Source organism: Streptomyces sp. Root1304, from assembly GCF_001426405.1.
In the GTDB taxonomy this organism is placed as follows: Bacteria; Actinomycetota; Actinomycetes; order Streptomycetales; family Streptomycetaceae; genus Streptomyces.
In genome coordinates, this window is record NZ_LMEP01000025.1 from 1 (window position 1) to 22,818 (window position 22,818).

A 22,818-nucleotide genomic window follows, 5' to 3' on the forward strand; every position below is an offset into this window, starting at 1 on the left:
CTTCCTTTGTACTCACCCTCTCGGGCTTTCCTCCGGCGCTTCCTTCGTTTCCGACTCTATCAGATCTTTCCGATCCGATTTCCTCGGTGCTTTCCGGTCCCTTTTGTTTTCACTCCGGGGGCCTTTCGGCGTTTCCGACTTTATCAGAAGATCTGAGTCGGATTTCCCGCCTCCCGTGGAACCGTTCCTGCGCACGTCGGCGCCGGGGGTTCCCGTTCTGGCGGAGCCGTAAACGTACTGGAGCGGGGCGCCCCGATGCAAATCGAGGGGCCCCGCTCCGGTGTCGCGCTGGTCAGAGGTCTCAGACCTCGACCACGACCGGGAGGATCATCGGCCGCCGGCGGTAGGTGTCGGAGACCCACTTGCCGACACTGCGGCGGATCAGCTGCTGGAGCTGATGGGGTTCGACGACTCCGTCCTGGAAGGACTTGTTGAGCGCCTGGTCGATCTTCGGCAGCACCGCGTCGAACGCGGCGTCGTCGATGCCCGAGCCACGGGCATGGACGTGCGGGCCGCCCACGATCTTGCCGGTCGAGGAGTCGACCACGACGAAGACCGAGATGATGCCCTCCTCGCCGAGGATCCGGCGGTCCTTGAGGGAGGTCTCGGTGACGTCGCCGACCGAGAGGCCGTCGACGTACACGTACCCCGCCTGGACCTTGCCGGTGATCCGGGCGCGGCCGTCGACCAGGTCGACGACGACGCCGTCCTCGGCGATGACGATGTGGTCCTTGGGGATACCCGTCATCGCGCCGAGCTCGGCGTTGGCGCGCAGGTGGCGCCATTCGCCGTGGACCGGCATGAGGTTCTTCGGGCGGCAGATGTTGTAGAAGTACAGCAGCTCGCCGGCCGAGGCGTGGCCCGAGACGTGGACCTTGGCGTTGCCCTTGTGGACGACGTGCGCGCCCCAGCGGGTCAGGCCGTTGATCACGCGGTAGACCGCGTTCTCGTTGCCCGGGATGAGGGACGACGCCAGGATGACCGTGTCGCCGGGGACGATCCGGATCTGGTGGTCGCGGTTCGCCATCCGGGACAGGGCCGCCATCGGCTCGCCCTGGGAGCCCGTGCAGACCAGCACGACCTCGTCGTCCGGCAGGTCGTCGAGGGTCTTCACGTCCACGACGAGACCGGCCGGGACCCGGAGGTAGCCCAGGTCACGGGCGATGCCCATGTTGCGGACCATGGAGCGGCCGACGAAGGCGACCCGACGGCCGTACTCGTGGGCGGCGTCCAGGATCTGCTGGATGCGGTGCACGTGGCTGGCGAAGCTGGCCACGATGATGCGCTTCTGGGCGTTCGCGAAGACCGTGCGCAGGACGTTGGAGATGTCCTTCTCCGGCGGGACGAAGCCCGGGACCTCGGCGTTCGTCGAGTCGGACAGCAGGAGGTCGATGCCCTCCTCGCTGAGCCGCGCGAACGCGTGCAGGTCGGTGAGGCGGCCGTCCAGCGGCAGCTGGTCCATCTTGAAGTCGCCGGTGGCGACGGCCATGCCCGCGGGGGTGCGGATCGCGACCGCGAGCGCGTCCGGGATGGAGTGGTTGACCGCGATGAACTCGCAGTCGAACGCACCCAGGACCTCCCGGTCGCCCTCCTTCACCTCAAGGGTGTAGGGGCGGATGCGGTGCTCCTGGAGCTTGGCCTCGATCAGCGCGAGGGTCAGCTTGGAGCCGATGAGCGGGATGTCCGGCTTCAGCCGGAGCAGATAGGGGACGGCACCGATGTGGTCCTCGTGCCCGTGCGTGAGCACGATGCCCTCGATGTCGTCGAGGCGGTCCCGGATGATGGTGAAGTCCGGCAGGATCAGGTCGACGCCGGGCTGCTCCTCCTCGGGGAAGAGGACGCCACAGTCGACGATGAGCAGACGGCCGTCGAACTCGAAGACCGTCATGTTCCGGCCGATCTCCCCGAGCCCGCCGAGCGGGATGACGCGCAGGGCGCCCTTCGGGAGCTTCGGCGGAGCGCCGAGTTCAGGATGCGGATGACTCAAAAGACTCTCCTCACCACGCACGCCACGTACCTCTTGGCACGTGGCGCGCATGACATTCGTGCACTTGCTGTTGTCAGTGTTCAGTTGTGAAGTCCGTGGTCAGAGTTCTACCCCGCCGGCGGCCAGGTCGACCTTGAGCTGCTCGGTCTCCTGCGGGGAGAGCTCCACGAGCGGCGGCCGCAGCGGGCCGGCCGGGAGGCCCTGGAGGGCCAGCGCGGCCTTGGTGGTCATGACGCCCTGGGTGCGGAACATGCCGGTGTAGACGGGCAGCAGCTTCTGGTGGATCTCGGTGGCCTTCTGGACCTCGCCGCCCAGGTGGGCGTCGAGGAGGGCGCGGAGTTCCGGGGTGACGAGGTGGCCCACGACGGAGACGAAGCCGCAGGCGCCGACCGAGAGCAGGGGCAGGTTGAGCATGTCGTCGCCGGAGTACCAGGCGAGGCCGGAGCGGGCGATGGCCCAGCTGGCGCGGCCGAGGTCGCCCTTGGCGTCCTTGTTGGCGACGATGCGCGGGTGCTCGGCGAGCCGGACGATCGTCTCGGTGTCGATCGGGACGCCGCTGCGGCCGGGGATGTCGTAGAGCATCACCGGGAGCTCGGTGGCGTCGGCGATGGCTGAGAAGTGCCGGTACAGGCCCTCCTGCGGGGGCTTGTTGTAGTACGGCGTGACGGCGAGCAGGCCGTGGGCGCCGTCGCGCTCGGCGGTGCGGGCGAGCTCGATCGAGTGGTGGGTGTCGTTGGTGCCGATGCCGGCGACGACGTGGGCGCGGTCGCCGACCGCCTCCAGTACCGCTCGTACCAGCTCCGATTTCTCCGCGTCGCTGGTGGTGGGGGACTCGCCGGTGGTGCCGTTGACGACGAGGCCGTCGTTGCCTGCGTCCACCAGATGGGTGGCCAGTCGCTGGGCACCGTCGAGGTCGAGTGCGCCGTCCGCCGTGAAGGGCGTGACCATGGCGGTGAGGACCCGCCCGAAGGGGGTCTGCGGAGTGGAGATCGGAGCCATGGGTAACACGCTACTCGCTGCTCAGCGCCGGGTGTCCCCGAGGGGGACAGGAGAAAGGGAGCCCGGCGCTGCCTGCTCGGGGGTTCAGGCAGCGCCGGGTCCGTTTGATCAGCCTAGATGAACTTCGTGAAACGTCGCAATACGGACACTTCGCGCGAGGCGCTCGGACATGTGTGCGTTACGGAGCCACACGGCCGTTCTTGTTGAAGGCGGCGTGGGTCAGCGGCATCAGCCGGGCCCAGTGCTCCTCCATCTTCTCGCCGACCATCTCGATCTCCCGCTGCGGGAAGGACGGGACGGCCGCCAGCTCGTGCTGGGTACGCAGACCGAGGAAGTGCATCAGCGAGCGGGCGTTGCAGGTGGCGTACATCGAGGAGAACAGACCGACCGGGAGGACCGAGCGGGCGACCTCGCGGGCGACGCCGGCGGCCAGCATCTCCTGGTAGGTGGCGTACGCCGTCCGGTAGGACTCCTCCATCGTCCGGCTGACCACCTCGTGCTGCTCCTGGGTGCCGTCGACGAAGACGTACTTGCCGGGGCGGCCCTCCTGGACGAGCTTGCGGGAGGTGTCCGGGACGTAGAAGACCGGCTGGAGCTCCCTGTAGCGGCCCGACTCCTCGTTGTACGACCAGCCCACGCGGTGCCGCATGAACTCGCGGAACACGAAGATCGGGGCGCTGATGAAGAAGGTCATCGAGTTGTGCTCGAACGGGCTGCCGTGGCGGTCCCGCATCAGATAGTTGATCAGGCCCTTCGAGCGCTCGGGGTCCTTCTGGAGCTCTTCGAGGGACTGCTCGCCCGCCGTGGACACCCGGGCCGCCCAGAGGACGTCGGAGTCGGCCGCCGCGCTCTTGACCAGATCAACGGTGACGTCGCTCCGGAAGTCGATCTTCACGTTCTCGGTGGGGCTGTCGGTCACCAGCGGTCCTTCCGTTCGGCTGTTGCAGTCGCCCACTCTAACGAGAGTCCTACCGGAGGATGAGATTCGGCCGCTTTGGTGAAATAGGGCACCAAAGTGCCGGTTCTCTCGTCTGTACCTGTGAAGCACGACGACTACTGAGGAGAGTGGCCCTGATGTTCAGCCGGAAAGAGGCCGTACCGTTCGCGTTCGTCGCGGAGGCCGACCACTTCCGCAGTAACGTCACACCACCTCCCCGGGAGCGCCTCAACGCCTCGCAGATCCTGGGCCGTACCCTGATCGGGCTGACCGTCGCGGCCGGCCTCGTCGGCTCGCTGATCTTCGGGATGCCGTCCCTGCAGTCGGGTGAGTCCGCCACTCACCAGCAGCAGTCGGAGGCCTCCGACAACCGCTGAGGTAGCCTCACCGGGCACTGCCCCTTCGAGCGTGCTTGTGAGTGAGGACCTGTCGTGCCCCTGCCCTTTCTGACGGCCGACCGTGCTTTTGACACGACCGACCACGTCGCCCTGCCGTTCGACGACCACGATCAGTGGCGCCGTCCGTACCGGCCGGGGTCATGGCGGGTCGGGGCGGCGGCGCTCGTGCTGCTGCTCGCCTCGTTCGTGCTCCTCGCCGCGGTGATCATCGCCGCCGCCGGAGCCTTCGGCGGCGCGTCCGTCACCCTGGGCATCGCGGTGCTCGCCATCGTGGCCGCGCTGCGGATGCTCCGTATGGGCACCTGGGTGAGCCGTGCCGGGGTGCGCCGCGTGGCCTTCTTCTCGACCGTCACCGTGCCCTGGGCCAAGGTGACCTCCGTACGGACCGTGCAGCAGCCCGTGCGCTGGCTGGGACTCCCCCGCACCGTCCAGGGCCAGGCCCTGGTGCTCGGCCGGCAGGGTGGTGAGCAGCTGCTGCTGCTCACCGACCACAACGCCGACTTCCTCTCCCGCGTCGAGGCCTTCGACCGGGCCGCCGACACGGTCGAGGCCTGGAACGCCGAGTACGGCGTGGTCCCGGCCGCCACGCGCTGACCGGGACCTTCGGGAACTCCGTGACCGGCGGGCGGGCCCGCCGGTCAGACGCCGACCGGGCGCCCCTCGTGGAGCGCGATGGCCCGCTGCATCGCCTTGCGGGCCCTGGGGGTGTCCCGGGCGTCGTGGTAGGCGACCGCGAGCCGGAACCAGCAGCGCCAGTCGTCCGGTGAGTCCTCCGTCTCGGCCTTGCGCCGGGCGAAGACCTCGTCGGCCGAGTCGCGGTCGATCCGGCCGCCCTCGGTGCGCTTCAGTTCGTCGACGGGCAGGCCGCCCTCCGCCTCCAGTTCGGTGGCGAGGCGGTTCGCCCGGCGGGCGAAGCGGGTGTTCTGCCAGAGGAACCAGCCGCCGACTACGGGCAGCAGGAACGCCACCCCGCCCATGGCCATGGCGGCCGGCTCGCCCGTGAGGAGCAGCAGGACGCCCTCCATCCCCACCACCCCGAAGACCAGCACGAGGACGGTGGCGAGGAAGACGTACGTGATCTTTCCGCCCATGGCCGTCAGCCCAGGTCCAGGAAGTTCTCCAGGCCGAAGGTGAGGCCCGGAGTGCTGGTTACGCGGCGGACGCCCAGAAGGATGCCCGGCATGAAGCTGGAGTGGTGCAGCGAGTCGTGGCGGACGGTGAGCGTCTCGCCCTCGCTGCCGAGCAGCACCTCCTGGTGGGCCAGCAGGCCCCGGAGGCGTACGGAATGGACCGGGACGCCGTCGACGTCCGCGCCACGGGCGCCGTCCAGGCCGGTCGCGGTGGCGTCCGGCTGGGCGCCGAGGCCGGCCTCCGCGCGGGCGGCGGCGATGAGCTGGGCCGTCCGGGTGGCGGTGCCGGAGGGGGCGTCCACCTTGTTCGGGTGGTGCAGCTCGACGACCTCGACCGACTCGAAGTACGGGGCCGCGAGCTGCGCGAACCTCATGGTGAGGACCGCGCCGATCGAGAAGTTCGGAGCGATGAGGACGCCGGTCTCCGGGGAGGCGGCGAGCCGGCCGTTCAGCTGCGCGAGGCGGTCCTCGGTCCAGCCGGTGGTCCCGACGACCGCGTGGATGCCGTGGCGCACGCAGAAGTCGAGGTTCTCCATGACGGAGTCCGGGGTCGTCAGCTCGACGACCACCTGGGCGCCCGCCCCGGTGAGCGTCTCCAGCTCGTCCCCGCGGCCGAGGGCCGCGACCAGTTCCATGTCCTCGGCGGCCTCGACGGCCCTCACGGCCTCGGAGCCGATGCGGCCCTTGGCTCCGAGGACCGCCACGCGCAGCTTGCTCATTGCTCTGAATTCCTTAAGGGGACTCGTGGTTCAGGAGACCGCGTGGTGGAGGCGGTCCGCCTGCTTGTCCTTCAGCGGGCCGATCACCGAGAGCGAGGGCCGCTGGTCCAGTACATCGCGGGCGACCTCCCGGACCTCGTCCGGGGTGACGGCCGCGATCCGGTCCAGCATGTCGTCGACCGACATCTGGGTGCCCCAGCACAGCTCGCTCTTGCCGATGCGGTTCATCAGCGCACCGGTGTCCTCCAGGCCCAGCACGGTCGAACCGGAGAGCTGTCCGACGGCGCGGGCGATCTCGTCGTCCGTGAGGCCGTCGGTCGCGACCTTGTGGAGCTCGTCGCGGCAGATCTTCAGGACGTCGTGGACCTGGCCGGGCCGGCAGCCCGCGTACACCCCGAAGAGGCCGCAGTCTGCGAAGCCCGACGTGTACGAGTACACGCTGTAGGCCAGGCCGCGCTTCTCGCGGACCTCCTGGAAGAGGCGGGAGGACATGCCGCCGCCGAGGGCCGTGTTCAGCACGCCGAGGGCCCAGCGGCGCTCGTCGGTGCGGGCCAGGCCCGGCATGCCGAGGACCACGTGGGCCTGCTCTGTCTTGCGGTTGAGCAGCTCGACGCGGCCCGCCGCGCGCAGGGTGCGGCGGCCGTCGCGGGGGGCGATCGGGGTGACGTCGGTACGGCCGAGGGCGCCGGCCTTCTCGAAGGCGCGGCGGACCTGGCGTACCACCGTGGCGTGGTCGACGTTGCCCGCGGCGGCGACGACCAGGTGGGTGGGGTCGTAGTGCTTCTTGTAGAAGCGGGCGATCTGGCCCCGGCTGAGCGCGTTGACGGTGTCGACGGTGCCGAGGACCGGGCGGCCCAGCGGGGTGTCGCCGAACATCGTCTGCGCGAACAGCTCGTGCACGACGTCACCGGGGTCGTCCTCGGTCATCGCGATCTCCTCGAGGATGACGCCGCGCTCGGCGTCCACGTCCTCTTCGAGGATCAGCGAGCCCGTGAGCATGTCGCAGACGACGTCGATCGCCAGCGGCAGGTCGGTGTCGAGGACCCGGGCGTAGTAGCAGGTGTACTCCTTCGCCGTGAAGGCGTTCATCTCGCCGCCGACCGCGTCGATCGCGGCGGAGATGTCGAGGGCGGACCGCTGGTGGGTGCCCTTGAAGAGGAGGTGCTCCAGGTAGTGGGTCGCGCCGTTGAGTGCCGGGGTCTCGTCGCGGGATCCGACGTGCGCCCAGATGCCGAAGGTGGCGGAGCGCACGGACGGGAGGGTCTCGGTGACGATCCGGAGGCCGCCGGGGAGGGTCGTACGGCGGACCGTGCCGATGCCGTCCCTGCCCGGGAGAAGCGTTTGGGTACGGGCGACGGCCCGCCCCTCCGAAGAGGGGCGGGCCGTCGCGCGGGAACTACGGGACGTCACTTGGCAGCGTCGTCCTTGTCGCCCTCGGCGGCGTCCTCGTCCGCGATCACGGGGATCAGGGACAGCTTGCCGCGCTGGTCGATCTCGGCGATCTCGACCTGGACCTTGGAGCCGATCGCGAGCACGTCCTCGACGTTCTCCACGCGCTTGCCACCGGCGAGCTTGCGGATCTGCGAGATGTGCAGCAGGCCGTCCTTGCCCGGGAGCAGGGAGACGAAGGCACCGAAGGTGGTGGTCTTGACGACCGTACCCAGGTAGCGCTCGCCGACCTCCGGCATGGTCGGGTTGGCGATGCCGTTGATCGTGGCGCGGGCGGCCTCGGCCTGCGAGCCCTGCTGGGCACCGATGTAGATGGTGCCGTCGTCCTCGATCGTGATCTCGGCGCCGGTGTCCTCCTGGATCTGGTTGATCATCTTGCCCTTGGGGCCGATGACCTCACCGATCTTGTCCACCGGGATCTTGACGGTGATGATGCGCGGCGCGTTCGGGGACATCTCGTCCGGAACGTCGATCGCCTCGTTCATCACGTCGAGGATGTGCAGACGCGCGTCGCGGGCCTGCTTCAGCGCGGCGGCCAGGACCGAGGCGGGGATGCCGTCGAGCTTGGTGTCGAGCTGGAGCGCGGTCACGAACTGCTTGGTGCCGGCGACCTTGAAGTCCATGTCGCCGAAGGCGTCCTCCGCACCGAGGATGTCGGTGAGGGCGACGTAGTGCGTCTGGCCGTCGATCTCCTCGGAGATCAGACCCATGGCGATACCGGCGACGGCGGCCTTGAGCGGCACACCGGCGTTCAGCAGCGACATGGTGGAGGCGCAGACCGAGCCCATCGACGTCGAACCGTTGGAGCCGAGGGCCTCGGACACCTGGCGGATCGCGTAGGGGAACTCCTCGCGCGTCGGCAGCACCGGCACGATGGCGCGCTCGGCGAGCGCGCCGTGGCCGATCTCGCGGCGCTTGGGCGAGCCCACGCGGCCGGTCTCACCGACGGAGTACGGCGGGAAGTTGTAGTTGTGCATGTAGCGCTTGCGGGTCACCGGGGAGAGGGTGTCCAGCTGCTGCTCCATGCGGAGCATGTTGAGGGTGGTGACGCCCAGGATCTGGGTCTCGCCACGCTCGAACAGCGCCGAGCCGTGCACGCGCGGGATGGCCTCGACCTCGGCCGCGAGCGTACGGATGTCCGTCAGGCCACGGCCGTCGATGCGGACCTTGTCCTTGATGACGCGCTCGCGGACCAGCTTCTTGGTCAGCGCGCGGTAGGCGCCCGAGATCTCCTTCTCGCGGCCCTCGAAAGCCGGGAGGAGCTTCTCCGCGGCGATCTCCTTGATGCGGTCGAGCTCGGCCTCGCGCTCCTGCTTGCCGGCGATGGTGAGCGCCTTGGTGAGCTCACCCTTGACGGCGGCGGTGAGCGCCTCCAGGACGTCGTCCTGGTAGTCCAGGAAGACCGGGAACTCGCCGGTGGGCTTGGCGGCCTTGGCGGCGAGGTCCGACTGGGCCTTGCAGAGGACCTTGATGAAGGGCTTCGCGGCCTCGAGACCGGCGGCGACGACCTCCTCGGTCGGCGCCTCGGCGCCGCCCTTGACGAGCTCGATCGTCCGCTCGGTGGCCTCGGCCTCGACCATCATGATCGCGACGTCGCCGTCCTCCAGGACGCGACCGGCGACGACCATGTCGAAGACGGCGTCCTCGAGCTCGGTGTGCGTCGGGAACGCGACCCACTGGCCCTTGATCAGGGCGACGCGGGTGGCGCCGATGGGGCCGGAGAAGGGCAGGCCCGCCAGGATCGTGGACGCCGAGGCGGCGTTGATCGCCACCACGTCGTACAGGTGGTCGGGGTTGAGCGCCATGATCGTCTCGACGATCTGGATCTCGTTGCGCAGGCCCTTCTTGAAGGAGGGGCGCAGCGGCCGGTCGATCAGACGGCAGGTGAGGATCGCGTCCTCGGAGGGGCGGCCCTCCCGGCGGAAGAAGGAGCCGGGGATCTTGCCGGCCGCGTACTGCCGCTCCTCGACGTCCACCGTGAGGGGGAAGAAGTCGAGCTGGTCCTTGGGGCGCTTCGAGGCGGTGGTCGCGGAAAGGACCATCGTGTCGTCGTCCAGGTAGGCGACGGCGGAGCCGGCGGCCTGCTTGGCGAGGCGGCCGGTCTCGAAGCGGATGGTGCGGGTGCCGAAGGTGCCGTTGTCGATGACGGCCTCGGCGTAGTGGGTCTCGTTCTCCACTAGCGGTTTCTCCTACGTGTTCGTCTTTGCGTCCGGGGCCCGTGTGGCCGGGGACGGTGTGCGACGGGGGCGGAGAAGCGCGCCTCGGGTGCGGGCCGGTCTTCGATCGAAGCACCCGGGGTTTCGTTCCGGGGGCCACTACCGAGGACCGGCGGCGAGCCGGCGGCTCCTCGCTCGTCGTTATGGGGGTTGTGCGACCAGCCTACGGGCCGATGCGCACTTTGTGCACGTACGGCAAAGGGAGCGGCCCCCTGAAAGTGGGAACCGCTCCCTTCACGGCGTCCTTACTTGGCGCCGCCGGCCGCACCGCGGCGGATGCCGAGGCGGTCGACCAGGGCACGGAAGCGCTGGATGTCCTTCTTGGCCAGGTACTGCAGCAGGCGGCGGCGCTGGCCGACCAGGATCAGCAGACCACGACGGGAGTGGTGGTCGTGCTTGTGCTGCTTGAGGTGCTCGGTCAGGTCCGAGATGCGACGCGAGAGCATCGCGACCTGAACCTCGGGAGAGCCGGTGTCGCCCTCCTTGGTGCCGAACTCGGTCATGATCTGCTTCTTGACAGCGGCGTCGAGAGCCACGCGGATCTCCTCTTGGTGTTCGTGCGCCCGCGGGTGCCCCTGGTCTAGGTCTCAGGGGAAGCTTCCGTGACTCCACGGGCGAAGGTCCGATGAGCGCAGCTTCCAGAGGCTTCCCGACCGGGGTCGGGCGATGCTCCGGGAGCGCGTACACAAACGGCCGTCACACAGCGTACCAGCTCGTCGGAGCGGGCCCGGGGCCGCCCGCCTCCGGCAGGTACGGGCCCGGGGCCGCCCGGGCTACTTGCTGGTGAGGGCGCGGACGCTGGTGAAGACGTCGAGGACGGCGAGGCAGAGCGGGACCAGGGACAGCAGGACGAAGCCCTCCGCCAGGTCGAGCAGCCGGCCCCAGAAGGGCGAGAGGCCCTTCCTCGGGATGATCAGGCCGATCGCGGTGATCAGGGCGGCGCCGGCGGCGACGGACGCGGTGAGCCAGATCGTACGGATGTCCAGGCCGCCCCGGTCCCCGTACATCAGGAACTCCTTGACGAGGTCCGCCGGCGGGTTGAGGGAGAGGCCGAGGACGAGCAGCGCGATGGCGGCGATGCCGGCGACGAGGACGCAGACGACCTGCGACGTGTAGCGGAAGAGGCGGGCGCGCAGCAGCATCGCCAGGCCGGAGGTGAGGGCGAGGAGCTGGCCCCAGACGTTTCCGGCGAAGCCGAGGACGGCGGCGGAGCCGACGACGACGGCCGCGCAGCCGCCGACCAGGCCGAGGAGCATCTCGTGGCCGCGGCGGGCTTGGAGCGCGATGCGCTCGCCGTCGACGGGCTGCGCCTCCTCGGCGTGCTGCTGCGGGTCGCCGAGGAACTCGTCGTCGGCGGCGCTGCGCGGGGCCGCGTAACCGATGGGGAGCCGGGCGAAGCGGGCCGAGAGGCCGGGCAGGAAGGCGACGAGGCCGATCGCGACGGGGGCGCAGAGGGCGGCCGTCTCGGTGGCGGAGGATTCGGTGAGGATCGCCAGGAAGGTGGCGAGGGTGCCGACGGCGGCGAGGAAGGTGGCGGCGACGAAGGGCGCGTCACCGCTCGGAGTGAGCGCGACGAGCGCCACGGAGGCGACGAGCACGGTCACCGAGCCGAGCAGGAACTGCAGGCGGCCGGGGCCCTGGCCCGGGTCGGCGGCGATGATGCCTGAGCCCGCGATGAGCAGCAGGGGCAGGGCGCCCAGACCGAGGGCGACGGCGGTCGCCCGGTCACCGTACACACGGGCGCGCACTCCGGCGAAGGCGGTCAGCAGGAAGCCCGCGCCACCGGCGATGATCCCGGGGAGGCTGTGCATGTCGTGGCGCACCGGGTCGGCGAACCAGAGGACGAAGCCCATCAGGACGAGGAGCAGCACGCCGCCGAGGAGTCCGGCGCCGCGGAGCAGTTCGTCGCCCCACAGGTGCCGGTCGCGGGTGACGGCCGAGGCGACGGCGTCGGACACGTCGTCGTAGACGGCCGGCGGCAGCGACTGTGCGAACGGGCGGAGGGAGAGCACCTCGCCGTCGAGGACCTGCTGGGCGACGAGGGTGCGGGCGCCGTCGAGGACGGATCCGTCGCGGCGCACGAGGTGGTACCCGGTGGGGGTGCCGGCGGCCTGGGTCTGTCCGGTGAGCCGCAGGATCTCCGGATAGACGTCGGCGACGGCGATGTCCTCGGGGAGCGCGACGTCGATGCGGCTGTCCGGCGCCACGACGGTGACGCGGCAGAAGCCGGTCGCTGCGGTCGTACTCACGTGTCTGGACCCCCTGATTCGCGGTTGCGCACGATGCGCGCGCCACCCTACCGGGGACGGCCGGTGGGGGCTGCAAGTAGGATCGCCGTCCCATGGGGGAAGTCCGTACGCCCGGCTGCCGACAGGGGTGCCGAGCGGATGCTCCCGCCACGAGCCCGCCTCCAACGAGGGATTGATGCGCCGGTGAGCCAGATCGTCGTCAAACGCCCGCCGAGGTCGCTTCCGCCGGAAGTGCCCGGTGAGGAACTGGTCCTGGAGTCTCCGCCGGAACTCCCGCGGGGCCAGCAGGAGTCGGCGTTGATGCAGCTCCTGCCGATGCTCGGCATGGGCTCCTCGGTGGTCTTCTTCTTCATGACGCCGTCGCCGATCATGCGGATCATGGGCACGCTGATGCTCGCGTCGACGGTCGCGATGGCCGTCGCGCAGTTCGTCAGATTCCGTCGCGGTACGCAGGGGCAAATGGCCGATGTCCGCCGCGACTACCTCAAATACCTCGCCCAGACCCGGCGTACGGTGCGGCGCACGGCCCGCAGGCAGCGGGACGCTCAGCTGTATCTGCACCCCTCCCCCGAGCAGTTGTGGTCGGTGGTGGCCGAGGGTTCGCGGGTGTGGGAGCGACGGGTCGGCGACCACGACTTCGGACAGGCCCGGATCGGGCTCGGGGCGCAGCAGCTGGCGACGCCGCTGGTGGCGCCGGACACGGCGCCCGTGGACGAGCTGGAGCCGCTGTGCGCGGGTGCGATGCAGCAGTTCCTCGCGGTGCACGGCACGCTGGACGGGCTGCCGATGGCGGTCTCGATGCGGGCGTTCTACCACGTGACGGTGTCGGGTGAGCCGGAGTCGGCGCAGGCGACGGCGCGCGCGCTCGTGGCGCAGCTGGTGACGCTGCACTCCCCCGATGACCTGATGCTGGCCGTGGTGGCGGCGCGTCCCGCGCAGGAGCGCTGGGACTGGACGAAGTGGCTGCCGCACACCCAGGTGCCGGGCCAGGTCGACGGGGCCGGGACGAAGCGGCTGTTCGGCGACGACCTGGGCGATCTGGAGCAGTTGGTCCGCTCCCGGCTGGACGGTAGGCCGCGGTTCTCGCGGGAGAACCAGCCGGTCCTCGACCAGCCGCACGTGGTCGTGGTCCTGGACGGCGGCATGGTGCCGCCGGACTCGCTGCTCGCGGCGCCCGAGGGTCTTCAGGGCGTGACGATCGTGGAGGTCGTCCCCGGTGACCTGGACGAGCCGCGCGGCGGGCTCTCCGTGGTGGTGCGGCCGGGCCGGCTGCGTCTGGAGTCGGGCGGCGGCTTCGCGTACGAGGGGCTGCCGGACGGCATCTCGCTGCCCGCGGCGGAGGCGCTGGCCCGTCAGCTGGCGCCGCTGCGGATGGGCGGCGGGGACGACGACGAACCGCTGCTCGCCAATCTGGACTTCACGGATCTGCTGAACCTGGGCGACGCGGCCTCGGTGGACGTGGCCCGGACCTGGCGGCCGCGGTCGGTGGCCGAGCGCCTCCGGGTGCCGATCGGTGTCGGCGAGGACGGCCAGCCGGTGATGCTGGACCTCAAGGAGGCCGCGCAGGAGGGCATGGGCCCGCACGGTCTGTGCGTGGGTGCGACGGGTTCCGGAAAGTCGGAGCTGCTGCGCACGCTGGTGCTCGGTCTCGCGGTGACGCACTCCTCGGAGACGCTGAACTTCGTCCTCGCGGACTTCAAGGGCGGCGCGACCTTCGCGGGCATGTCGCAGATGCCGCACGTGGCGGCGGTCATCACCAACCTGTCGGACGATCTGACGCTGGTCGACCGCATGGGCGACGCGATCCGCGGTGAGCTGCAGCGGCGGCAGGAGCTGCTGCGGTCCGCGGGAAACTACGCGAACATCCACGACTACGAGAAGGCGCGGGCGGCGGGTGCCCCGCTGGAGCCGCTGGCCTCGCTGGTCCTCGTGATCGACGAGTTCTCCGAACTCCTCACCGCCAAGCCGGACTTCATCGACATGTTCATCCAGATCGGCCGCATCGGCCGTTCGCTGGGTGTGCATCTGCTGCTGGCCTCGCAGCGCCTGGAGGAGGGCAAGCTGCGCGGCCTGGACACGTACCTCTCGTACCGGATCGGTCTGCGGACCTTCTCGGCGGCGGAGTCGCGGACGGCGATCGGTGTGCCGGACGCGTACCACCTGCCCTCGGTGCCGGGTTCGGGCTATCTGAAGTTCGGTACGGACGAGATGACGCGGTTCAAGGCGGCGTACGTCTCGGGCACCTACCGGACGGGCGGGCCGCGCCTGGAGATCGGGCAGATGCCGGTGGAGCGGCGGCCCGCGCTGTTCACGGCGGCGCCGGTGCCGGTGGTGTACGCGGCCCCGGACCCGGCGTACCTCACGGCGCAGCGTGCCGAGGAGGACGACGCGCTCGCGGACACGGTCCTCGACGTGATCGTGCGGCGTCTGGAGGGTCAGGGGGTGCCGGCGCACCAGGTGTGGCTGCCGCCGCTCGACCAGGCGCCCTCGCTCGACCAGCTGCTTCCGGGTCTGGCGCAGACGGCGGACCGGGGCCTCACGGCGACGGAGTACACGCGTCAGGGCGGGCTCACCGTGCCGCTCGGCCTCATCGACAAGCCCTTCGAGCAGCGGCGCGAGGTGCTGTACCGGGACTTCTCCGGCGCGGCCGGTCACATGATGGTGGTCGGCGGTCCGCAGTCCGGCAAGTCGACGATCATGCGCACGCTGATCTCGTCGTTCGCGCTCACCCACACCCCGGCGGAGGTGCAGTTCTACTGCCTGGACTTCGGTGGCGGCGGCATGGTGTCGCTGGCCGACCTGCCGCACGTCGGCGGGGTGGCGTCGCGGCTGGACCCGGAGCGGGTGCGGCGTACGGTCGCGGAGGTCCTGGGCGTGCTGAACCGGCGGGAGGAGTTCTTCCGCTCGCACTCCATCGACTCGATCGCGACCTACCGGCGCAAGCGGGCGGCGGGCGAACTGCCGGGCGAGGCGTGGGGCGACGTCTTCCTGGTCGTGGACGGCTGGGGCGGTTTCCGCAACGACTACGACATGCTGGAGCCGATCGTCTCCGACATCGCGGCGCGCGGTCTGGGCTACGGCATCCACGTGGTGATCACCGCCGCCCGGTACATGGAGGTCCGCGCCGCGCTCAAGGACCAGATGCTGGGCCGGCTGGAGCTGCGGCTCGGTGACGTGATGGACTCCGAGTTCGACCGCAAGGTCGCGGCGAACGTGCCGACGGGCGTCCCCGGGCGCGGCCAGGTGCCGGAGAAGCTGCACTTCATGGGCGCCCTGCCGCGGATCGACGGGGCGAGCTCGGCGGACGACCTGTCGGACGGCACGGCGGCGTTCGTCCGCGCCGTGCAGTCGAGCTGGACCGGCGCTCCGGCCCCGGCGGTGCGGCTGCTGCCGCGCAAGCTGCCGGCGGAGCGGCTGCCGAAGGGCTTCGAGTACCCGCAGCACGGCATCGCGATCGGCATCGACGAGACGAACCTGGAGCCGGTGTTCGTCGACTTCGAGTCGGACCCGTTCTTCCTGGTGTTCGGTGAGAGCGAGTCCGGCAAGACGGCGCTGCTCCGGCTGATCGCCAAGCAGTTGTGCGAGCGGTACACGCCGGAGCAGGCGCGGATCGTCGTCGGTGACTACCGGCGGACGATGCTGGAGGCGGTGGCGCCCTCGCACCTGCTGGAGTACGCGCCGATGGCCTCGGCCATGCAGATGCACATGGACGCGATCAACACGGTGATGACGAAGCGGGCGCCGAAGCCCGACATCACCCCGCAGCAGCTGCGGGACCGCAGCTGGTGGTCGGGTCCGCAACTGTTCGTCCTGGTCGACGACTTCGAGCTGGTGGCGACCAACTCGGGGAACCCGCTCGCGGTGCTGGTGGAGAACCTGCCGTTCGCGCGGGACGTCGGTATCCGGTTCATCGTGGCGCGCAACGCCGCCGGTGCCTCCCGGGCGATGTACGAGCCGTTCATGCAGCGGATGAAGGAACTGGGCGCGCAGGGCGTGCTGTTGTCCGGTGATCCGGGCGAGGGCGACATCCTCGGCAACGTCCGGGCGCGGCCGATGCCGCAGGGCCGGGGCACGTTCGTGTCGCGGAAGCGGGGCACGCCGCTGGTCCAGCTGGGCTGGCTGCCGGAACAGCACTGAGCGGAGCGGTCCCTCCCACTAGTGTGGGAGGGACCGCCGCACCACCGCGAAGGGAAAGCGCCGATGAGCGACGCCGACGAGACCACCACCGAGAGCGCGGACGCCGCTCTGGCCGCCGAGAAGCAGCGGCAGAAGGACGAGCTGTACGCGCTCGACATCTCGGGCGTCAGCTGGGAGGGCGCGCCGGGCACCAGCCCGGACGAGGAGCGGGTGGAGATCGCGCGGCTGCCCGAGGGCGGGGTGGCGATGCGCTCGTCCCTCGACAAGGACACGGTGCTGCGCTACACGAAGGCCGAGTGGGACGCGTTCGTCCTGGGGGCCAGGGACGGCGAGTTCGACCTGCGGTGAGACCGTGAACGCGTGAGGGGGTGGCCCGTCGGACGGGCCACCCCCTCACGCGTGTGCGTGGGTGCTCACATCATGCGGAACCGGGCGGCGTTGCCCTTGTCGGTGTCCTGGTAGCCGACGACCGACTCGTCGAGGAGCTGGGCGATGCGCCGCAGGTCCGTGTTCATGCCGCCCATGTCGCGGGTCAGGCGGTCCTGGCTCTCGCGGTACGCGATCTTCGCCTCGCCTTCCCAGTTGGAGGCGACCCGGTTGACCTCGGCCATGAGGTCTTCCAGCTTCTGGGTGAGGGTGCTGGAGGTGAGGCGGACGTCGGCCGCCGCCTGCGTCACGGTGTCGTAATTGACCGCAGTGGTCATGGTGATGACTCCTGAAGTGAGAGTGGCGCGGAGGACTGGTCGGGCAGGACCGCTCAGGCCATGCCGAGGATGGCGCTCTGGCCGGCGGCGGTGTCGTCCATGGTGCGGAAGGAGCGAATACGGTCGTCCTCCTCCTGCGTGAACCCGTCCGCGCTCATGCGCATGATCTCCTCGAGCTTCACGAGCTCGACGCGCATGCTGCGCATACGCTGGTTCAGGTCGTTCTGGACCCGGTCGTACTCCTTGCTCGCAGCGCCCTGCCAGCCCGCCTGGATGCGGTCCACCACGCCGTTGAGGGAGGTGATGCGGGCCTGGAGCTCGTCGTGGAAGTCCTGGATCCGGCCGGCGAGCTTGACTTGTTCGGCACTGGTTACGTTCAGGTCTTTCGACATCTTGCCCCTTCTTCCTTCGGTGGCGTCGACGGCCGGGCCGTCGGGCCATCCGGTCGTGATGCGGACGGGAATCTTCTGATGCCGCCCCCGTGCTGGGTTCGCACTGCCGTGCGCCCAGCGGTCACTTTAGCCATTGGCGGCGGCAGTTCCAACTGCAAAGGAGGGTCCGGATACTTGACCGATACGCGGGTCAACGAGCCCTCCTTCCCCTGCGACTGTCGCGGATCACGACGGCCGTTCCGGCGACCACGGCCACCAGGACGACGCCGATCCCCAACGTGTAGGTGGCGAGGCGTTCGGAGCGCTCCTGGGGAGTCTCCGTCAGGGCCAGCGCGGCCGGCTCGGGGGCCGGCGGCCTGGGCGGGCCCGGGTCGGCGGTGGGCTCGGACGGCGCCGGCCCGGGAGGGGTGTCGGCGAGCGCCCGCACCGGGTCGACGACGCCCCAGCCGACGTGCTTGTCGCGGCCGTTGATCGAGCGGACGGCGGTCTGCTCGATCCGGGCGACGATCTGGGCGACCGTCCAGTCGGGGTGCTTGGCCCGGAGCAGGGCGGCGACGCCGGCGACGTACGGGGCGGAGAAGCTGGTGCCGTTGTCGACGCACTGGCCGCCGCCGGGGACGGTGGAGACGATGTCGACGCCGGGTGCGGCGACGCCGACGAAGGTGCCGGACTGGGAGAACGCGGCGCGTTCGTTGTTCCGGTCGGAGGAGGCGACGGCGAGCACGCCGGGGAAGGCGGCCGGGTAGGTCTTCCTGGAGGCGCCGTCCATGCCGTCGTTCCCGGCGGAGGCGACGACCACGACGTTCGCCCTGATCGCGCGGGCGATGGCCAGGCCCATGGGCGAGTCCGCGTCGAGCGGCTGGGTGGTGTCCTGCGAGATGTTGATGACGTGGGCCTTCTGCTTGACCGCCCAGTCGATCGCCAGCGCCATGGTGTCGGACTTGCCGCTGTTCTTCTCGTCGTTCTGCCGGATCGGGATGATCCGCGCCTCGGGAGCGAGGCCGACGAAGCCGGTGCCGTCGCCGGGGCGGGCGGCGATGATCCCGGCGACCTTGGTGCCGTGGCCGACGTCGTCGACGGTGCCGTCGGTCTTGCCGCGCAGCTCGTCGCCGAAGCCCGGGTTCTTCTTGTCGGGCTTGAGGAAGTCCTTGCCCGCCTTGGCGTCGACGGCTCCGCTCAGCTGCGGGTTGACGTCGTCGACGCCCGTGTCGATGACGGCGACGCGGACGCCCTTGCCCTTGGTGTCCTGCCACAGCTCGTCGAGGAGGACCCGCTGGAGCGGCCAGGGGGTGCCCTCGATCTGCTTCTTCATCGGGAAGGTGCACTCGCCGCTGCCGTCGAGCCGCCACGGTCCCGGTACGGGCTCCGCGGCGGCGGCCGGGGCCGCGAGGAGGGCGGTGAGCGTGCCGGCGGCGAACAGGGCGGCCGCGCGGTACGCCGTCGTGCGGTACGTCGTCGTCACCGGTGCCACCCCCTAGGAACCCTGCGGCTGACGCGCGCTGTTGGTGTCGAGCCTCGGCCCCTTCGACAGGAACTCCGACCATTCGATCGGGACGAGGACCGGCTGGGTCTTCTCGTAGCCGAGACGCTTCTGGGCGTCGCTGGGTTCCGGGCGTCCGTCGGTCGGTTTCTCCTTGTCCCCCGCGCCGATCTCGGAACGGTCGGAGTCGCTGTCCCCGTTGGCCTGGACGGCGTACCGCAGGCCGGTGTCGGTGACGAGGAACAGCGAGCCCTGGGGCTCCTTCCGGCCGGCGCCCTGGAACTGGGTGTAGAGCAGGCCGGTGCCCGGGGTGACGTACGTGCTGGTGCCGCCCGCGGTGATGTCGGCGGGGTACTCCGTGCCGGCCCAGGTCGTGACCGTCGGCACGCCCTTGTCGCTGACGCCGGTGAGCACGCTGCAGACGGTGTCGCGCGCGGTGTCGCCGGTACCGGTGTTGACCTGCTTGGCCCTCAGCCGCGGCCATCGGACGCCGGCGTGGAAGGGGGTGGGGTCGGGCTCGAAGGAGGAGGCGTCGACGGAGGTGAACTGGCCGTCCATGTCGAGGACACCGGTCTGCGGGGAGCTGATGATCAGCCAGGCGGTGAAGGGGGTGACCGGCTGGACCTTCCCCTTGAGGACCACGTAGTCCTGGGGTCCGGCACCGGTCTGGGTGCGCAGCACCATGCCGATCCGGTTGTCCGTCGACCGCAGGCCGTTGCCGGGGATGCCGGCGGGGTCGCCGACCCGGCCCTCGATGTGCGGGAAGTCCACCGGGTCGCCGGTCCGCAGGGTGGCGAGCCAGTCGTCGGTGACGGCCTGCGGCTCCCGGTGGGGACCGACGAGCGCGGTGATCAGGCCCTTGGAGTCGGCCTTCACCGGGTACTTGGTGCCGGTGTTGTCCACGAGGAACTGGGCGGCGCCCTTCTGTCCCTTGACGTAGAGGATCTCGCCGTCCGCGAGGCTGTTCTTGTTCTCGGTGCGCTTCAGGTCCCGCTCGGCGAAGAGGAAGGTCGCCTTCTGGACGCTGGCGCCCGCGCCGCCGCCGGGCTGCTCGCAGACGGCCCAGCGCTTGGCCTTGCCCGCGTCCTCGGCGGTGGGCAGCCGGTCGGGGGCGTACGGGATGCCGAGGATCGGGCCGCGCGGCGGCTTGCCCTCGTCGAGCGTCTTGTCGGCGACCTGGACGACCTGGAACTGGTCCGGGTTGAGCAGGAGTCGCGCGGAGGCGAGGTTGAGGACCGGGTGGAGCAGGGTCTTCGCGTCCTCGCCCTTGCCGGTCTGCAGGACCACGTAACGGGTGGTCGACTGCTTCCCGACGATGACCCGGGTGCCGGGGGTGTCCCAGCCCTTGGGGGCCTGGGGGCTGAACATGCCCCAGGCGCCGAAGCCGGCGACGACCAGCGCGGCGACGATCAGACCGGGGACGAGCGCGCGCAGCGGCTTCGGCGCCCCCTCCTCCGTGCCCGAGGGCGAGGGTTGGAGGAATGCCGCCACCGTGCGCTTCTTCGCAAAGGTGTACGCGTTGAGCTCGTCCCGTCGCGATGCCATGAGTCCCCATTCTCGTCAGGCGCGATCTTCGCGCGGGAGCCGGGGAGGTGACACCCGGGCTCCGGCCGTCGGACCGGCCCCCTACTATGCCTGCTGTCCCGTGGGGTTCGTGGGGCGGGTAGGGTGATCCGGCCGCCAAAGCCCTGGCGGGCCAGGGTGATCGGGATGAATTGAGGGGGATTCTCCATCATGGCTTCCGCGACGCGGACGCGGCCCGCCGCGGCCACCGCCACCGCACCCCCGTCCTCGGGGCCCGCCGCTTCGGTCTCACCGAGGCTCCAGGCCCGGCCGGGACACTTCGGTTCGTTCCAATTGCAACAGCTCGTACTGATCGAGGTCGCGGCCGCTCTGCTGGTCGTCGCCTGGGTCGTCGAACCGGTGCTGATGGTGCCGGCGGGCGTGGTCGCCGTCGTGCTCCTGCTGCTGGCCGTCGTACGCCGCCACCGGCGGTCCCTGCCCGAGTGGCTGGGCACCTTCCTCGCGCTGCGGGCCCGTGGCCGCCGGGCCTCCTCCTTCACCGTGCCGGAGGGCACCGAGCCGGGTTTCGCACCGGTCGTCGAGTGCGACCCCGCGCTGCGGACCTACGCGTACAGCGACCGTGACCGGCGGCCGGTCGGCATGGTCGGCGACGGCACCTTCCTGACCGCCGTCCTGCGCGTCGAGTCGGACGGCACGGCCCTGCGCCCGGACCGCGCGGCGAAGCCGCTGCCCGTCGCGCTGGTCCGGGACGTCCTGAGCGTGGACGGCATCCGGCTGGAGTCGGCGCAGATCGTGCAGCACACCCAGCCGGCGCCCGCACCGCACCTGCCCGCGCAGTCGATGGCCGCGCGCAACTACGGCCCGCTCCAGGCACAGACGGGATCCCCCGCGGTCCGGATCACCTGGATCGCGCTCAAGCTCGATCCCGAACTGTGCCCGGAGGCGGTGGCCGCGCGCGGCGGCGGCATGACCGGCGCCCAGAAGTGCGTGGTGCGGGCGGCGGACCAGCTGGCGAGCCGGCTCGCGGGCGCCGGGTTCACGGCGAGCGTGCTGACCGAGCAGGAACTCACCTCGGCGCTCGCCACCTCGACCTGCGCCAGCCCGATGGCCATCGCGCAGGCCGGCCGGGGGCAGGCGCAGGGGCGCAGGACCCAGGAGACCGCGCGGACCTGGCGGGTGGACGACCGGCGGCACACGACGTACTGGGTGGGGCGCTGGCCGCAGCTGGGCGGCCGGAGCGGCGGCGCCGGGGCCTCGATGCCCCAGCTGGTCGCGCTCCTGACCTCGCTGCCCGCGCTCGCGACGACGTTCAGCCTCACGCTGAGCGGCGGGGACCGGCAGGAGGTGACGGTGGCCGGACACGTGCGGATCACCGGGCGCAGCGACGAGGAACTCGTGGGCGCACGGCACGAACTGGAGCGCGCGGCGCGCGGGGTGAGGACGGGGCTCGTGCGGCTCGACCGCGAACAGGTGCCGGGCATGCTCGCCACGCTTCCGCTGGGGGGTGCGCGCTGATGTCCGCACCTTCCTTCGGTACGCCGGACCGCGCTGCCGCTCCCGCCGGCACCGGCTTCTCCGGTGTCTCCGGCGTCCCCGCGGCCCCGGGGGGCTCCGGCAGGGCCGCGTCCCGCGCGGCGGATTCCCGGCGTACGGGGCGGGTGACCCGGCCCCGGTTCGGATTCGGGCTCGTCGGGCCGCGCCGCGACCGGCACTCCGTCCCCCTCGAACAGCTCGACGCGATGGCGCTGCCGGTCGGCGACGACGGCATGGTCATCGGCGTCGACGCCGAGAACCGGCCGGCCGTGCTCGGCATCAACCGGCCCGTCCCGTACGACGTCACCCTCATCGGCGGTCTGTGGACCGCGCAGGTGATGGCGCTGCGGGCGGCCGCGACGGGCGCCCGGATCGCGGTCGAGACCGGCCGCGCGCAGGCGTGGACCGCGCTCGCGCAGGCCGCGGGCGGCGGGCAGCCGTGCATCTCGCTGCACGACGTGGGGCGGGTGCCGCCGCAGGGCGCGTCCGCCGGCAGTCCGGTGGTCGTGGTCCGCGACTGCGGCATGCGGCCGCCGCGCGGCCGGGTCGTGTCCGCGCCCTGGCAGTCGGTGGTGACGCTGCTCCCCTATCTGAGCCCGGTGGCGCCCCGGCTCCTGGAGAAGTCCTCCCTGGTCGGCGTGCAGCGGGTGTCGCCCGACGAGGCCGCCCAGATCGGCCGGATCATGAGCCTGCCGCGCCACGAGTACGAGGCCCTGTCGACGCTCGCGGACGGCGTGACCCTCTGGTGCACCCCGAGCGACCGCCAGTTCGTGATGACGCAGGCGACGGATGCCGAGACCGGATTGTTGGGCGGCGCCCGGCGCATGGACTGACGGCCTGAAGTCGTTCAAGTACGTCCGCTTTTATATCGATTTGAACGGTCGGGGTTCTCACTCTGCGGCGCGGGCAGGTCACTTGGTGGCCCGGCCGGGTCACGGGGACGTGCGCGGAGGGGCGGTCGGGC

At 70.8% G+C, this 22,818-nt stretch carries 19 protein-coding genes; 6 read left to right on the forward strand and 13 right to left on the reverse strand.

Going from position 1 to position 22,818, the window contains the following annotated elements:
• Positions 1–301: 301 nt before the first annotated feature.
• The 3 genes from ASD33_RS26670 to thyX all read right to left on the reverse strand — a co-directional run bounded on the left by ASD33_RS26670 (position 302) and on the right by thyX (position 3,905).
• Complete coding sequence (locus tag ASD33_RS26670) at positions 302–1,987, reverse strand: ribonuclease J (RefSeq protein WP_056565771.1); 1,686 nt, start codon at positions 1,985–1,987, stop codon at positions 302–304.
• A gap of 99 nt (positions 1,988–2,086) precedes the next feature.
• Positions 2,087–2,986 carry a 4-hydroxy-tetrahydrodipicolinate synthase gene (gene dapA / locus ASD33_RS26675; RefSeq protein WP_056565774.1) on the reverse strand — a complete coding sequence of 300 codons (900 nt, stop codon included), beginning with the start codon at positions 2,984–2,986 and terminating at the stop codon, positions 2,087–2,089.
• A gap of 178 nt (positions 2,987–3,164) precedes the next feature.
• Positions 3,165–3,905, reverse strand: a complete 741-nt coding sequence (gene thyX, locus ASD33_RS26680; protein WP_056565777.1) for an FAD-dependent thymidylate synthase — start codon at positions 3,903–3,905, stop codon at positions 3,165–3,167.
• A 155-nt stretch (positions 3,906–4,060) separates the two neighbouring features.
• Here thyX and ASD33_RS26685 point away from each other — a divergent pair, with 155 nt between their 5' ends.
• Positions 4,061–4,300 carry a hypothetical protein gene (locus ASD33_RS26685; protein WP_056565780.1) on the forward strand — a complete coding sequence of 80 codons (240 nt, stop codon included), beginning with the start codon at positions 4,061–4,063 and terminating at the stop codon, positions 4,298–4,300.
• 54 nt (positions 4,301–4,354) lie between these two features.
• Positions 4,355–4,915: a hypothetical protein gene (locus ASD33_RS26690; protein ID WP_056565783.1), complete on the forward strand. Its 561-nt coding sequence runs from the start codon at positions 4,355–4,357 to the stop codon at positions 4,913–4,915.
• A gap of 44 nt (positions 4,916–4,959) precedes the next feature.
• On the opposite strand, the gene ASD33_RS26695 is transcribed toward ASD33_RS26690, so the two are convergent.
• From ASD33_RS26695 to eccD, 6 genes are all read right to left on the reverse strand, one after another.
• Complete coding sequence (locus ASD33_RS26695) at positions 4,960–5,412, reverse strand: tetratricopeptide repeat protein (protein WP_056565787.1); 453 nt, start codon at positions 5,410–5,412, stop codon at positions 4,960–4,962.
• A gap of 5 nt (positions 5,413–5,417) precedes the next feature.
• The gene (dapB, locus tag ASD33_RS26700; RefSeq protein ID WP_056565790.1) at positions 5,418–6,170 is read right to left on the reverse strand and encodes a 4-hydroxy-tetrahydrodipicolinate reductase; all 753 of its coding nucleotides are present in this window, start codon (positions 6,168–6,170) and stop codon (positions 5,418–5,420) included.
• Between the two features lie 30 nt (positions 6,171–6,200).
• Positions 6,201–7,580 carry a pitrilysin family protein gene (locus ASD33_RS26705; protein ID WP_056565793.1) on the reverse strand — a complete coding sequence of 460 codons (1,380 nt, stop codon included), beginning with the start codon at positions 7,578–7,580 and terminating at the stop codon, positions 6,201–6,203.
• Entirely contained in the window at positions 7,577–9,796 is a 2,220-nt protein-coding gene (locus tag ASD33_RS26710; protein ID WP_056565796.1) for a polyribonucleotide nucleotidyltransferase, read from the reverse strand. Before ASD33_RS26710 ends, ASD33_RS26705 begins: the two co-directional genes overlap by 4 nt.
• Positions 9,797–10,080: 284 nt before the next feature.
• On the reverse strand, positions 10,081–10,371 hold the full coding sequence (gene rpsO / locus ASD33_RS26715; protein WP_056565800.1) for a 30S ribosomal protein S15: 291 nt from the start codon (positions 10,369–10,371) through the stop codon (positions 10,081–10,083).
• 237 nt (positions 10,372–10,608) lie between these two features.
• Positions 10,609–12,084: a type VII secretion integral membrane protein EccD gene (eccD, locus tag ASD33_RS26720; protein WP_056565804.1), complete on the reverse strand. Its 1,476-nt coding sequence runs from the start codon at positions 12,082–12,084 to the stop codon at positions 10,609–10,611.
• A 183-nt stretch (positions 12,085–12,267) separates the two neighbouring features.
• On the opposite strand from eccD, the gene eccCa reads away from it, so the two are divergent.
• Both eccCa and ASD33_RS26730 read left to right on the forward strand, forming a co-directional pair.
• A complete protein-coding gene (gene eccCa, locus ASD33_RS26725) occupies positions 12,268–16,221 on the forward strand; it encodes a type VII secretion protein EccCa (RefSeq protein WP_056565806.1) in 3,954 nt (1,317 codons plus the stop codon).
• A 63-nt stretch (positions 16,222–16,284) separates the two neighbouring features.
• Positions 16,285–16,569 carry a DUF397 domain-containing protein gene (locus tag ASD33_RS26730; protein WP_056565809.1) on the forward strand — a complete coding sequence of 95 codons (285 nt, stop codon included), beginning with the start codon at positions 16,285–16,287 and terminating at the stop codon, positions 16,567–16,569.
• Positions 16,570–16,634: 65 nt separating this feature from the next.
• Here the strand turns inward: ASD33_RS26730 and ASD33_RS26735 are convergent, their stop codons facing one another.
• The 4 genes from ASD33_RS26735 to eccB form a co-directional block, all read right to left on the reverse strand.
• The gene (locus ASD33_RS26735; RefSeq protein ID WP_056565811.1) at positions 16,635–16,925 is read right to left on the reverse strand and encodes a WXG100 family type VII secretion target; all 291 of its coding nucleotides are present in this window, start codon (positions 16,923–16,925) and stop codon (positions 16,635–16,637) included.
• A 53-nt stretch (positions 16,926–16,978) separates the two neighbouring features.
• Positions 16,979–17,317, reverse strand: coding sequence for a WXG100 family type VII secretion target (locus tag ASD33_RS26740; protein ID WP_056565814.1), 339 nt, complete (start codon positions 17,315–17,317; stop codon positions 16,979–16,981).
• 190 nt (positions 17,318–17,507) lie between these two features.
• Entirely contained in the window at positions 17,508–18,629 is a 1,122-nt protein-coding gene (gene mycP / locus ASD33_RS26745) for a type VII secretion-associated serine protease mycosin (protein WP_107103679.1), read from the reverse strand.
• 162 nt (positions 18,630–18,791) lie between these two features.
• The gene (eccB, locus tag ASD33_RS26750; protein WP_056565821.1) at positions 18,792–20,342 is read right to left on the reverse strand and encodes a type VII secretion protein EccB; all 1,551 of its coding nucleotides are present in this window, start codon (positions 20,340–20,342) and stop codon (positions 18,792–18,794) included.
• 189 nt (positions 20,343–20,531) lie between these two features.
• Here eccB and eccE point away from each other — a divergent pair, with 189 nt between their 5' ends.
• On the forward strand, positions 20,532–21,836 hold the full coding sequence (gene eccE / locus ASD33_RS26755; RefSeq protein ID WP_056565824.1) for a type VII secretion protein EccE: 1,305 nt from the start codon (positions 20,532–20,534) through the stop codon (positions 21,834–21,836).
• Complete coding sequence (locus tag ASD33_RS26760) at positions 21,836–22,687, forward strand: hypothetical protein (protein ID WP_242426915.1); 852 nt, start codon at positions 21,836–21,838, stop codon at positions 22,685–22,687. The genes eccE and ASD33_RS26760 overlap by 1 nt, the downstream gene beginning before the upstream one ends.
• Positions 22,688–22,818 lie beyond the last annotated feature (131 nt).

What these genes read in the sequence shown, in the direction of transcription:
- dapB (WP_056565790.1), bottom strand. Translation starts at nt 6,170, where the DNA reads ATGAGCAAGCTGCGCGTGGCGGTCCTCGGAGCCAAGGGCCGCATCGGC.
- dapA (WP_056565774.1), bottom strand. Translation starts at nt 2,986, where the DNA reads ATGGCTCCGATCTCCACTCCGCAGACCCCCTTCGGGCGGGTCCTCACC.
- ASD33_RS26735 (WP_056565811.1), bottom strand. Translation starts at nt 16,925, where the DNA reads ATGACCACTGCGGTCAATTACGACACCGTGACGCAGGCGGCGGCCGAC.
- ASD33_RS26730 (WP_056565809.1), top strand. Translation starts at nt 16,285, where the DNA reads ATGAGCGACGCCGACGAGACCACCACCGAGAGCGCGGACGCCGCTCTG.
- ASD33_RS26695 (WP_056565787.1), bottom strand. Translation starts at nt 5,412, where the DNA reads ATGGGCGGAAAGATCACGTACGTCTTCCTCGCCACCGTCCTCGTGCTG.
- eccB (WP_056565821.1), bottom strand. Translation starts at nt 20,342, where the DNA reads ATGGCATCGCGACGGGACGAGCTCAACGCGTACACCTTTGCGAAGAAG.
- ASD33_RS26685 (WP_056565780.1), top strand. Translation starts at nt 4,061, where the DNA reads ATGTTCAGCCGGAAAGAGGCCGTACCGTTCGCGTTCGTCGCGGAGGCC.
- eccE (WP_056565824.1), top strand. Translation starts at nt 20,532, where the DNA reads ATGGCTTCCGCGACGCGGACGCGGCCCGCCGCGGCCACCGCCACCGCA.
- ASD33_RS26740 (WP_056565814.1), bottom strand. Translation starts at nt 17,317, where the DNA reads ATGTCGAAAGACCTGAACGTAACCAGTGCCGAACAAGTCAAGCTCGCC.
- ASD33_RS26760 (WP_242426915.1), top strand. Translation starts at nt 21,836, where the DNA reads ATGTCCGCACCTTCCTTCGGTACGCCGGACCGCGCTGCCGCTCCCGCC.
- mycP (WP_107103679.1), bottom strand. Translation starts at nt 18,629, where the DNA reads ATGAAGAAGCAGATCGAGGGCACCCCCTGGCCGCTCCAGCGGGTCCTC.